At 29.8% G+C, this 13,541-nt stretch carries 10 protein-coding genes; 2 read left to right on the top strand and 8 right to left on the bottom strand.

Annotated features, from left to right (window positions below; genetic code table 11):
- Nucleotides 1–80: 80 nt before the first annotated feature.
- The 7 genes from KV700_RS04775 to uvrA all read right to left on the bottom strand — a co-directional run bounded on the left by KV700_RS04775 (nt 81) and on the right by uvrA (nt 10,315).
- Nucleotides 81–434, bottom strand: coding sequence for a DUF6686 family protein (locus tag KV700_RS04775; RefSeq protein ID WP_205860350.1), 354 nt, complete (start codon nt 432–434; stop codon nt 81–83).
- Nucleotides 435–446: 12 nt separating this feature from the next.
- Nucleotides 447–2,639 carry a PepSY domain-containing protein gene (locus KV700_RS04770; RefSeq protein WP_205860351.1) on the bottom strand — a complete coding sequence of 731 codons (2,193 nt, stop codon included), beginning with the start codon at nt 2,637–2,639 and terminating at the stop codon, nt 447–449.
- 10 nt (nt 2,640–2,649) lie between these two features.
- Nucleotides 2,650–3,141, bottom strand: a complete 492-nt coding sequence (locus tag KV700_RS04765; RefSeq protein WP_166382031.1) for a DUF2271 domain-containing protein — start codon at nt 3,139–3,141, stop codon at nt 2,650–2,652.
- Between the two features lie 7 nt (nt 3,142–3,148).
- Nucleotides 3,149–4,648 (bottom strand): ankyrin repeat domain-containing protein, encoded by a 1,500-nt coding sequence (locus KV700_RS04760; RefSeq protein ID WP_166382033.1) that lies wholly within the window; start codon nt 4,646–4,648, stop codon nt 3,149–3,151.
- Nucleotides 4,645–5,553: a DUF6607 family protein gene (locus KV700_RS04755; protein WP_218599373.1), complete on the bottom strand. Its 909-nt coding sequence runs from the start codon at nt 5,551–5,553 to the stop codon at nt 4,645–4,647. Before KV700_RS04755 ends, KV700_RS04760 begins: the two co-directional genes overlap by 4 nt.
- Before the next feature lie 500 nt (nt 5,554–6,053).
- Nucleotides 6,054–7,166 (bottom strand): HTTM domain-containing protein, encoded by a 1,113-nt coding sequence (locus tag KV700_RS04750; protein ID WP_218599372.1) that lies wholly within the window; start codon nt 7,164–7,166, stop codon nt 6,054–6,056.
- 356 nt (nt 7,167–7,522) lie between these two features.
- Nucleotides 7,523–10,315: an excinuclease ABC subunit UvrA gene (uvrA, locus tag KV700_RS04745; protein ID WP_218599371.1), complete on the bottom strand. Its 2,793-nt coding sequence runs from the start codon at nt 10,313–10,315 to the stop codon at nt 7,523–7,525.
- 217 nt (nt 10,316–10,532) lie between these two features.
- Here uvrA and KV700_RS04740 point away from each other — a divergent pair, with 217 nt between their 5' ends.
- Entirely contained in the window at nt 10,533–11,117 is a 585-nt protein-coding gene (locus KV700_RS04740) for an RNA polymerase sigma factor (RefSeq protein ID WP_205860352.1), read from the top strand.
- Nucleotides 11,118–11,421: 304 nt separating this feature from the next.
- The gene (locus tag KV700_RS04735; protein WP_218599370.1) at nt 11,422–12,048 is read left to right on the top strand and encodes an SDR family oxidoreductase; all 627 of its coding nucleotides are present in this window, start codon (nt 11,422–11,424) and stop codon (nt 12,046–12,048) included.
- 144 nt (nt 12,049–12,192) lie between these two features.
- On the opposite strand, the gene nth is transcribed toward KV700_RS04735, so the two are convergent.
- Nucleotides 12,193–12,846: an endonuclease III gene (gene nth / locus KV700_RS04730; protein WP_166382045.1), complete on the bottom strand. Its 654-nt coding sequence runs from the start codon at nt 12,844–12,846 to the stop codon at nt 12,193–12,195.
- Nucleotides 12,847–13,541: the final 695 nt, after the last annotated feature.

Genomic DNA, 13,541 nt, shown 5'->3' with positions numbered 1-13,541 from the left:
TACACTGTAAAAGTAGAGGTGAAGTAGAGGTTAATTTTACGGGTTTTAGAATCCGTTGCTTATGAATTAGAATTCGTGTTTTAATTCAAGATTAAACTATAATCAATATCTGTAGTAGTTATCATTTTACTTTTATTGCCGGTGTTAATGCCTAAAAGTATTTTTAATTCTTCAATTTCATAAGAGTCAAAAACCAACACTAAATTCTGATGAAAAGTTGGCACCGGTATTTTTCTTCTTTGTGTTGTGTTTGCACTATAATCAAGCCAATAATTAACATCTATTTCGGCAACATAATCTCTAAACTTATTCAGTTGTTCTTTATCAAACTGAAAAAATATATTATTAAAAATAAGGTTATAATTATTACAATCTTTACAAATTGATATTTCTCCGTTTTTAACGCTGGATATTATTCTAGATTTTTGACACATTTTTTTTAATTTTTAGTAACAGTCAGTTTTTATTTGATTGTTTTCTTTAAATTTATCTAATGAAGATTGTAAATGTTTTTCAGAAATTTCTTCTAATATTTTAGTAACACCTTTTAACATGGATATAGATCCGCAAATCATAATTAGATTTCCGTTATTTAATGTATTGGCAATTAACGCTCCATGATTTGCTATTAAATCCTGAACATATATTTTCTCTTTTCCCTCTTGAGAATATGTGTCATAAAATGAGTTTAGGTGTTTGTTTTCTAAAGCAGTATGAATATTCTTTTTATAGATTTCAATAGATTCTTTTGTTCTTCCTCCCCAAAATAAATGGACTTTCGTTTTAGATTTATTTTGATGAATCATACCTAAAAAAGGTGCAATTCCGGTTCCATTGGCAATTAAAATAACTTCTTTTGTTTTCTTCGGAAGATGAAAAGCCGCATTCCTTTGAATGTTAGCAACCATTTTATCATCTTTCTGTAAAGAGTTAAAATAGGTAGAACAAAGTCCTAATTCATGTTTTTTAATGCTTAATAGAATGGTATTGTTAATTTTAGCAATTGAATACAAGCGACTTCTTGTTTCGTTTTTAGGAGTAATAGCAAGTAAGTCTCCAGATTCGAATTTTGTTTTTTTAGTCGGTTTTAATTCAATTAAAAAAGTTTGATCAATATTAATGTTCGTTTTACTTATAACTTTAAATTCTTGCTGTTTTTTCTTAGAGTTTAAAAGACTTTCTTGAGTTATGGTAAGTTCCATTTTATAAAAAGAATTCCATGCTTTAACCCATTTGTCAAAATCAGAAAAAGATTGGTTATCTATTTTAGAAAGCGGCAAAACAGGAACAAATTTTTCTTGGACTTGTAAATTAGCATGTACCAAAATAGCATACTTGCAATATTGGGTATATTCTTTAGAACCAAAACCAACTACAGAAAAGTTTAAAACATTTTGTGGCTGTATTTTTGTAATTTTTTCAATGAATTTGTTTGCGTTTATAGGTGCTTCTCCTTCACCATAAGTTGCAGCGAATATAATAATGTTGGTTGCTTTTTTATAGGTTGTATATTGGTTTAATTCTGATAAAAAAACTGTTTTACCATTGCTAATTAAAGCATTGTAAAATACAGTTGCAAAATTAAATGTACTTCCTGTTTCCGAACCTACAAGAATAATATATTCGGCTTGGTCTTTGTTAAATTTATTTTTAATTAACGTCGTAGTTTTTTTTCTTTTTAAAGTCATGACAAAACCAGAATAGATAAAAAATAAAATAGCAAAACAAGAAAAAAGTAAAACGATAGACCATATAATAGAACCTTTCCCTGTATGAAGTAATAAGCTGTAATAGGCAGCAAATGCAACTAAAGGCTGTTTTTTTATACTTATAACTTGCCCTGTAATTTGATTTACCGCTACTTCTTTATCATTTAGCTTTACGTAATAATAATCTTCTTCATCTTTAGAAAAAGGGAATTCTATTTTTAGAACTTCATTTAATTTTGTTGCTTTAAAAAACTCAAAAGTAGCATTGTTTACTGTCGTGTTTTTTGAAGTTATTTCTATATGTTTACTGTTATCTTTTGGCAATACAGAAAAACGATCTAGAGATAAATAAACCCCTGTTAGTGTAATTATTATAATAGGTATTAGAGTGTATTTACCAATAATTATATGGTAATATTGATTAAAATTTTCTTGTACAATTTTAGAAAATAATTTAGAAAACCCACCTTGTCTTTTTGCAATTAAAATAACACCTGTTACACTAATTAAAAAAAGCAGAAAAGAAACAAAACCAATAATAAACCTACCTGTCGATTTTAAAAATAAAGAACGATGTAAATTAGTTGCAAATACAAAAATTGGTTTTTTTTCTAAAAGCTCACCAACTTTCTCACCCGTTTTTGGGTTGATATAAAAAGTATCACTTTTGCCATTTTTTAAAACAACATTTGCCGCTACAAAACTATTTTTATCAATTTCTAAAGTAATAACTTCATCATAATTTTTTTGTAAAACAGCCACAGTTTCAGAAATAGAAATAGTATCAATATTTACAACATTATAAGGATTTAGTTTGTCAGAAATTGGTTCAAAAGCTAAAATAATACCAGTTATAGAAGCTAATAGAATAAATAAAGCAGAAGATATAGCCAAGGTTAAATGGCTATATCTCCAAATAGAAATCGTCATATATAATTTTTTATTGTGGCATAATTCTTATATAACGAATAAACCCTTTTCCTTCAATTTTAGATTTAACGTTTTCAGATGTTAATTCAAATTCCACATCATCTTTGTAGTATTCCTGGTTTTCAACAGAAGTTTCAAAACGGATTTTATAACCCGCATTTATTTTACTGTCATCAATTTTTATAACACTTATAGCGCGTTCTCCACCACTAATAGTTGCTCCTGTAACGGCATCTATGTCTGTACGTTTTGTTCCTTGAAACTTCCACCATTCAGTAAGGTTAGAGTACCATTCATCATCGTCTCCTAAAACATTTAGAGTTTCTTCATATTCTCCATCAGAATTTAGTAATGAAATTACAATATAGGCACCTTCACCAGTATAATTTGTTAACTGAATCATACATTTATATGAACTTGTTTCACTACTCTTAAAACTAAATAACACAAATGCAATTGCAATTATTAATGGTGTTATTTTAAATATATTTTTAGTTTTCATTTTTTTATTATTTTAAAAAGTTAATATCCGTTTTTTCTAATAATTCGTTCTCAGAAGCTAAATCGTAAGTAGATTCTTCAAAATCGGTTTGTATATTTTTATCGGCTCCAATACTTAATAAATATTCCATAATTTTAGTATCCTTAGATTTCATAGCAGCTAAATGAAGTACCGTATACCCTTCGGCATTTTTTGTATTTATATCTATACCGTAAGAATTTACTTCTTTTAATAAATTGATATTTTCTTTATCTAATGCAATATGAAATAACGTATTGTTACCACCTTGAAGTTCATTTAATTTTACACCATTTTTAAGAAGTAAGTCCTTTTTTGAATCAAAATCATCATTTCTTTTTTCGTTGAAGCTGTTAATTAAATAATACGCTAAAGTATTTCCGTCTTCATCAGTTACATTTAAGTCCGATTTTTGATTAATTAAATATGCTACAACGTTACTAGAATTATTTTTCACGGCGATTGAAAGTGCAGAATTTCCTTTTTTATTTACATGATTAGGGTATGCTGTTTTTTCTGATAAAAAAGTAACAACTTCTAAAGAATTTCTACTTGCTGCATTTATTAGAGGTGTATTTCCTTGCTTATCAGCAAGATTAACATCTACATTTTTGCTTAAAAAATAATTAAAAGTAGCTAAGTCTTTATTTCCTGAAGCTAAAAAGTGTAGTGCATTCTGTCCTTCCTTATTTACAACATTTGCATCCAGCCCCAGACTGTTTAAATATTTTAAAAAGGCTAAAGAATTGTAACCTCCACGACCACCTTTTGTAGCTAATAAAAGAGCATTTTCACCATTTTTATTTAAGTTTTTATAAGGTAATTCTTTGGCTATTAATAAGGCTAGCAGTTCTTTATTTCCTTTTTTAGCAACATAATTAAAAGCACCGTTTCCATCATTATCAGTGCTGTTTATAGACAATCCTTTTGATGTGAAATAATCTAATAAATCTAAATTTTTTAATGAAGGAAGTAATAAAAGTAAAGCATTTGCTCCGTTTCCGTTGGTATCAGTTGTTATATCTATTCCGTTTTCTATAAATAAATCATAGATTTTAGTATTCGTATTTCCTGCATTTGCAGCATACGTTAATGGAGAAGATTGATGAGAATCTTTAAGGTTTAAATTTGCTCCGTTTTTAATTAAAAAAGCCGTCAGTTCTAAATTATCTACATAAGCAGCCCAAAAAACATACGTTCTCTTATCATGTGTAATTTTATTAACGCCATTTCCTTCTTTAGAAAGTAAATGTTTAATGGTTTCATTTGGCGCTTTTTGCAAAATGGCATAGGTTACACCATCAAAACCGCGATTGTTTATTTCACTTGGGTTGTTCCCTTCTGCTATTTTTTGTTCAATAATTTTTACGCTTGGGTTGGTGCCCCAAAAATCTCTATCTAAAAATATATTTGATTGTTTTTGTTGTGCTACAGATACTGTGCTTATAAATAATATTGCTACGAGTACTACTAGTTTAATTTTTTTCATTTTTTATTTTTTACGAATGATTCTATTATTGTGTTAATTTCTTCTTTTTTTGTTATTTCATCAGAAAATAAATGTTTGTATAATTCTTTAAATTCTACTTTTGTTTCTAATAATAAGTCTGTATTTCTACCATAAACTTCGTTCCATTTGTTTCTAACTAATTGCCATTTGTCGTTTTTAGTTTTCCACCAATCTGCAGACGCTTTACATTTACTATCTGCAACCCTTACATAGGTGTTATATCCTTTTTCTTTAGCTAAAACAACATCTTCTTTTCCTTCTTTTCTAATAATTTTACTGTTGTCTTGATCATGTACCCAACCGTAATTGGTAATTTCATGTCTATTACCTCTTAAAGTAATGTTGTAATCACTTCTTTTGGTGTATTCTCTTCTTGGTAGAGGTGCTGTAGTTTCGTTTTCCCAATAATTTTTTCCGTCTACATGAACCCAAGTACCAGAACCTTCATAACGCGGACTATCATCTACTTGATACACTTTTTGTGTCCATTGTTTTTTAACTTTTTTTTTGTCTTTCTGTTCAAAAATCCAGTTGTTGTCTCCGTTATACGTATAAAAATATGTGTTTTCAAATAACCAATCTTGTCGCCAATGTTTTATAATCATCGGTTTGTCTGGGTTACCAACCTGTAGTAAATGCTGAATTGATATTTTGTTATTACTATCTTCTATTAAACCTGCCCACTCTAAAGCTTTATCAACTTTATTTTTAGAAGGTTTATAAGTAGAATCGTTACTGTAATTAAAAGTTTCTGCAAAATTGAAGGTAACTTCAAAACATCCACACATTTTTTTTATAACATTTTGATCTTTTGTTTTTTTGCTTTGTGCATTTATAGAAATGGATACAAAAAGTAGTAACGTACTTAATAATAATTTGGTCATTTTTAAAATTTTGGTTTTAAAGAGTTTTGACAAAAATATGAATTTTATTTAGACTGAATAAGAATAAGATGTATATTTATTTAAAGTTATTAAGAATGTTTCTAAATAATTAAATTGCATTATTATTACAGACGTTTTCTTTGACTATTTTTAGTCAAGAGAGAAAAAAAGATTCAACAAAATTATGGTTTTAGATGAGGTTGTGGTTACAGGGTAATACAATGCGCAATCTGTAAATAAGTCAGTACGCAATGTTATGGTTATCTAAAAAACACAAATAGAGAGTCTGGCAGCAAATAATTTAGACGGTTTATTACTCTTTAATTTAGATTTAACAATTGTATCAAGTTATCAAACCAGAAAATTTACGATTTCTTTCTTCGGATTAGGCGCTCAATATTTTAATATTTTGTTTGATACTATTCCGTTAGTAAGTGATAATGGTTTGGGTAAGATAGATTTAGCACAGATTAATTTAGATGAAAGTTTAAACGGCTTTTTTACTCCTTAATAACTTTGTTGTAATTTACCAATTGGGTTAAACCTTCTTTTTTAGGGTCTTTAGCAAAAGAACATAAATAAGTATCTAAATATTCGATAGCTCTGTCTTCTGGGTAGAACAAAACCTTGTTGTCTTTTTTAGACCATTCTATAACATTTATATAGGTTTTACCTTGGTAAACTCTATAAAAATCTTGAACATTTTCTGGTAATTTTTCCTTTAATTCATCATCTAAATACACAATATAGTATTTTAAATCTGCTGTAAAAAAATGGAATGATAACAAATTATCGTAAAAGCCAGTTAGGTTATTTGCTAATGGTAAAAACATTGTAAAAACCAATACAGCTATTTTTTGTTTGTTGAAAAACTGTAAGAAAAACGCTAATGCATTTGATGTTTTTAAAGTCCAAAAAATGATAAATACACTTAACATGTTCTGAATATTCCAAGGCACAACATTGTAACCATAACCTAAATAGAATAATAGAAACGTAATTGTTCCGTGCATGCATAGAATAAAAACAACTCCGAATTTTCTTGTTTTATTAAAGAGCAATAAAACGCCCATTAAAGCTTCTAACCAGGGAACTGCATAGGTAAAAGCAACTAAAAACCACTGTGGTAAAAAACTAAAGTGCTTGTTAATAGCGCTTAACCATTGTATGTAAAAAGCTTCATTTAATTTCTGAATTCCGCTCCAAAAATAGGTAGCGAAAAAGATAAGAATGATAGCATATAATATTTTTCTTGGATTTGCTTTTCTGCTGAAAATTTCTATCGCGAAAATGGTTAAGAAACTTTGATAGAAGTAGGGCTGTAGTCTGTTTTGATCTGCGAGTGCTAAAAAGAGATAGAGCGCAAGAACAGTAAAACCTTGCCACCTTTTATTCTGAAAAATATAGACAACTTGAATTAAGAAAAAGAATCCGGCTAAAATATAATCGAACGGATAAACAAATGTTGGTAGCCAATCGAACAACGGAATTAAAGGAAACACTTTTGTGGTAACCCATAATTTTGGCGCATACACCATCATTATTAAAACAGCAAGTATTGCAAGGATTCTTACCCAATTTATTTTCTGTTTGTCTGTTAGATTTGTAATCATCTTATGCTATTTTTTTTACCAGACCTCACAGGTTTTAAAAACCTGTGAGGTCTTTTAACTATCTATTTTATTTTCTACCACTTGTCATTTCGAAATGAGCTTTTTAGCGATTGAGAAATCTCATAATTTAATTCTATATGATAAGGTTCCTCCTCATCCTTCGCTAAAAATGACAAACATACTTTAACGATATCATTTAGTTGGCAAACAAGTTTAGCCCTGATTGAAACGGCATCCTTTTTATAGCTTTTATAAATAAGCATCTTTCTTCAATTAAGAGATTGCCACAGTTTACAAAAAAGTAAACTTCGCAATGACAGCTATAAAAAGATACAGTGAAAAGCAGGAAATAGCTTCTAATAAATCAACTTTTCCGCCAAATATTTAGCGGTATAAGATTCCTTATTTCTTGCTAAATCTTCTGGAGTTCCCTGAAAAATAAGGTTTCCACCATTTTTACCACCTTCTAAACCTAAATCTATAATATAATCTGCACACTTAATTAACTCGATATTATGTTCTATGACAATAATGGAATGCCCTTTGTCGATTAAAGCATTAAATGACGCCAATAATTTTTTAATATCATGAAAATGTAAGCCTGTTGTAGGTTCATCAAAAATAAACAATGCCTTGTCTTTGGTGTTTCCTTTTACCAAAAACGACGCTAATTTTATACGCTGCGCTTCTCCACCAGAAAGGGTAGAAGAAGATTGCCCTAATTTTACATAACCCAAACCAACATCTTGCAAAGGTTTTAATTTACTGGCAATTTTAGGAACTAAATTTTCCGAGAAAAAAGCTACAGCATCATCGATGGTTAAGTTTAAAATATCATCAATAGATTTTCCGTCGAACTTAACTTCTAAAACTTCTTTCTTAAAGCGTTTTCCGTTACAAACATCGCATTCTAAATGCACATCTGCCATAAATTGCATTTCTATAGTAACTTCTCCTTCTCCTTTACAAACTTCGCAACGACCGCCTTCTACGTTAAAAGAAAAGTGTTTTGGTTTGTAGTTTCTGATGCCAGATAATTTCTGATTAGAAAACAGTGCTCTAATATCATCATAAGCCTTAATATAGGTTACGGGATTAGAACGAGAAGAACGCCCAATAGGGTTTTGGTCGATAAACTCGACGTGTTTTAAAGTATCAAAATCTCCTGTAACATCTGTATGCTGACCGACTTTCTCTCCGTGACCAATCAGTTTTTTTTGCATTGTTGGGTACAAAATACTTTTAACCAACGTACTTTTTCCGGAACCAGAAACGCCGGTAATTACGGATAAACAATTTAGCGGAAATGTAACATCTACATTTTTTAAATTGTTTTCTCTTGCGCCGATAATTTGAATGCTATTTCTAGAAGTTCTACGTTTAGTTGGGACTTCTATTTTTAATTCTTCGTTTAAATATTTTGCCGTTAATGAGTCAGATTTTAGGATATCGTTGAAGTTTCCTTCGGCAACTACGTGGCCTCCAAAAGTTCCGGCTTCCGGACCAATATCTATAATATAATCGGCCTCTCGCATAATATCTTCATCGTGTTCTACCACAACAACCGTGTTTCCTAAATCTCGTAAATCTTTTAAAACACCAATCAATCTTTCGGTATCTTTTGGATGCAAACCAATACTCGGTTCATCTAAAATATACATAGAACCTACTAAAGAACTTCCAAGAGAAGTTGCCAAATTAATACGCTGACTTTCACCTCCAGAAAGTGTGTTAGATGTTCTGTTGATGGTTAAATAAGACAAGCCAACATCAGTTAAAAACAACAAACGATTGTTGATTTCCGTTAACAAACGTTTTCCTATTTTTTCTTCGTATTTGTCTAGTTTGATGTTCTTAAAAAACGGAGCCAATTCATCTAACGGAAGCGTTACTAAATCGGATATTGTCTTATCATTTATTTTTACAAAATTGGTTTCGTGTCGCAAACGTTTTCCGTTACAAGACGTACATTTTGTTTTTCCGCGGTAGCGAGAAAGCATAACTCTATTCTGTATTTTATAACTTTTTTCTTCCAACACAGTAAAGAAATGATGAATTCCGTTGAATGATTTATTACCATTCCAAACTAATTCTTTTTGTTCTTCTGTAAGCTCGAACCAAGGTTTGTGAATAGGAATGTTAAACTGATAGGCAACATCTATTAAATCTTCTTTATAATGTATGTAAGAAGGCGTTTTAAACGGAAAAATACAATCTTCCATTATTGATAAACCTGTATTGGGTATCACTAAGTCTTCATCAATACCAATGACGTTTCCATATCCTTCACAAGTTGGGCAAGCACCATACGGATTGTTAAAACTGAATAAATGTGTGTTGGGTTCTAAAAAAGACATGCCATCTAAATCGAATTTATTACTAAATTCTGCGACTTTATTGTCTGCTAAATTCTCTATAAAACAAATGCCTTTTCCTTCAAAAAAAGCAGTCTGAATGGAATCTGCTAATCGATTAAAAAAATCTTCATTGTCTTTGGTTACAATTCTATCTACTACTAAATATAAAGGTTCGTTTTTAAAATCCGCTTGCGGAAAATCTGCAATTCTATAAACAGTATCATTCCATTTTAAACGTGCATATCCTTGTTGTTCTAAAACCTGTAAAACAGTTTTTAGATCGCGGTTTTCATCAATAGAAATAGGTGCTAATAATAACAGTTTTGTTTTCTCGTCAAACTCTTTTACAAAATTAACAACATCAGAAACCGTATCTTTTTTAACTTCTTTACCAGAAATAGGCGAGAAGGTTCTACCAATTCTTGCGTATAATAATTTTATATAATCGTAAATTTCTGTTGAGGTACCTACGGTAGAACGTGGGTTTGTAGAATTCACTTTTTGCTCAATAGCAATTGCAGGTGCAATACCTTTAATATAATCTACTTTTGGCTTGTGCAATTTTCCTAAAAACTGACGCGCATACGAACTTAAACTCTCTACATAACGTCTTTGACCCTCTGCATATAGCGTATCAAAAGCTAAAGATGACTTTCCAGAACCAGAAAGACCTGTAATTACCACCAATTTATTTCTCGGTATAACTACATCTATGTTCTTTAGGTTGTGGAGTCTAGCTCCTTTAATTATAATATTTTCTTTCGGGTTTACTTTAGAAATGTCAGTCTTCATTTATGAAAAATATAAGCTATAAAAATACCTTTTTTTTAAACCATTATAAAACAAATGTGAATGAATTTTGCTGAAATATTTGTTGAATTGAAAAATAATAATGATATTTGAATCTCATAAGCATCACTAAATTAGCCGCATATACCTAAAAAACTACTTTTAAATTATTAATTTAATATAAAAAAGAAGAGCAACTTGTTCTTCAAAGGTAGTTATGATGGAAAAAAACTCAATTACAGATAGTCTTTTAGTAACCGATTACATTAAAGGTGATGAAGCTGCTTTAGCGGTTTTAATTAAAAGACATCAACAAAGACTGTTTAGCTTTATTTATAGTAAAGTTAAAGATAGAGATATTACAGAAGACGTTTTTCAAGACACATTTATAAAAGTTATTAGAACTCTAAAAAAAGGAACCTATAATGAGGAAGGTAAATTTTTACCTTGGGTTATGAGAATTGCTCATAATTTGGTGATAGATCATTTTAGAAAAACAAATAGAATGCCTTCTTTTAAAAATACAAATGAATTTGATATTTTTTCTGTGTTAGGAGATGGAAACCTAAATGCTGAAAAACAAATTATAAAAGATCAGATACATACAGATGTTAGAGAGCTTATAAACGAATTACCAGAAGAACAAAAAGAGGTTTTGATAATGCGTATGTATAAAGATATGAGTTTTAAAGAAATTAGCGAAAATACTGGTGTTAGCATTAATACAGCATTGGGTAGAATGCGCTATGCACTTATAAACATGCGCAAGTTAATAGAGAAGCATAAAATTATTTTAGTAGATTAACAATAAAAGAAAAAAGATGTCGTTAGTTGTTTATAACCAATTTATTAAATAAACTATATGATGCAACTTTACTCTAAAAAGCCTTCTAATTTACAGATGCAACCTACACAAGAAACAATTCAACTTTTGATTAATTTTTCCAAATCGCTAACTTTTGTAAAAACCAAATCTAAAGACTTCATTGAATTGAATTTGAATTAAGAGAGGAAAAAGCTTCAACTAACGTTGGAGCTTTTTTTTGTATGCATTCTTTTTTAGACGATATGAGGTAAAATACTTTCTGGTTTTTACGGAACTTGCAGTCATGGAAAATATATTAGTAGCAGGTGCAAATGGTAGCACAGGAAAAAAGATAGTAAACTTATTACAAAAATCACAATATTTTAATCCAATTGCTATGGTTCGTAAAGAGAGTCAGAAAAAGCAATTTGAAGATGAAAATGTAACAACTATTTTAGCAGATTTAGAAAAGGACGTTTCATTTACAACAGAAAATATTGATAAAATTATTTTCGCTGCCGGTTCTGGTGGTAAAAAAGTAGTTGCCGTAGATCAAGAAGGCGCCAAGAAGTTAATAGACGCTGGTAAGCATACAAAAGTTAAAAAGTTTGTAATGTTAAGTTCTATGGGAGCCGATAACCCAGAAAGTTCAGACACGCTTAAAGATTACTTAAAGGCAAAACAAAATGCAGATACTTATTTAAGAGAAAGTAACATGCCTTATTCTATTGTAAGACCAGGAGCCTTAAATAATGAAAAAGGAAAGGGTAAAATAGAATTGAGTAGTAAATTAAATAAATCGGGTGAAATTAGTAGAGATGATGTTGCACAAACTTTGGTGCATGCTTTACATGATACTGCAGCGGTTAATAATACTTTTGAAATAATAGCAGGAGAAATATTAATAGGTGAAGCAATACCTAGTGCATAAACTCTTTTTAGATCTAAGTGAGGTTGTCTAAAAGTAATAAATCTTGTCGTTTTAAACTTGTTTAAGTGTTTTAACTTGCTGAATTACAGTTTAAAAAGAATCTGAAATAAATTTAGATTGACAAATAATTACTTTTTAGACAACCTAATTTTTTTTATGATATTCGTCTAAAACGGTTTTTCTACCAACAGTACTTGTAATAATATCTTTGTCTAAATCCCAACCACGTGCCGGAGAATATTCTCGTCCGTACCAAATAATTTGCAAATGTAAATCGTTCCATAATTCTCTAGGAAATAAACGTTTTGCATCTTTTTCTGTTTGTGCAACACTCTTTCCGTTGCTTAAATTCCAGCGGTACATCAATCTTAAAATATGAGTATCTACTGGAAAAGCGGGGACACCAAAAGCCTGACTCATAACTACACTTGCCGTTTTATGGCCCACAGCAGGTAATTCTTCTAAACCTTCAAAACTTTGAGGAACTTCACCATTGTATTTATCAATTAAAATATGAGATAAACCATGTATTCCTTTACTTTTCATTGGCGATAAACCACAAGGACGAATAATTTCTTTAATTTCTTCTACGGTCATTTTTACCATATCAAAAGGATTATCCGCTTTAGCGAACAATAAAGGCGTAATTTTATTTACTCTTACATCTGTACATTGTGCAGAAAGTAAAACAGCAATTAATAAGGTATACGGGTCTTTATGATCTAAAGGAATAGGTATTTCCGGATATTTTTCTTCAAGTGTATCAATTACAAATTGTACTTTTTCTTGTTTGGTCATTTTTTTGAGTTGCAAAGTTTACAAGTTGTAAATTTACAAAGTTCTAGTTGAAACTTTATTTGTTTTTATGAATTAACTTTTAGATTGAAAAACACTTCGACAAGCTCAGTGTGACATTAAAGATTTTTATTGTGTTTGGTGCTAATTTGATAATATTTTAGATTTAAATTCACTTTTTTTGTTAATTATACTAAATAACAATGTATCTATAATATGTCAGTCAGAGCTTGTCGAAGACTCTTTTGGATGCACTTCGACAAGCTCAGTGTGACATTAGAGATTTTTATTGTGTTTGGTGCTAGTTTGATCATATTTTAGATTTAAACTCACTTTTTTTGTTAATTATGCTAAATAACAATGTATTTATAATATGTCAGTTTGAGCTTGTCGAAGACTATTTTTAATGCACTTCGACAAGCTCAGTGTGACGTTAGAGATTTTTATTGTGTTTGGTGCTAGTTTGATCATATTTTAGATTTAAACTCACTTTTTTTATTAATGATACTAAAGAACAATGTATCTATAATATGTCAGTCTGAGCTTGTCGATGACTGTTTTGAATGCACTTCGACAAGCTCAGTGTGACATTTAGAGTTTTAATTGGGACCATTCTTAACTTGATACTGTTTTAGTTTTTAATTCAATTTTTTGTTAATCTTTCGCAAGAACAATGTATCTATAATATGTCAGTCTGA

It is taken from the genome of Polaribacter sp. NJDZ03 (assembly GCF_019263805.1).
Taxonomy (GTDB): domain Bacteria; phylum Bacteroidota; class Bacteroidia; order Flavobacteriales; family Flavobacteriaceae; genus Polaribacter.
This window is presented reverse-complemented; position numbering and strand designations above follow the sequence as displayed.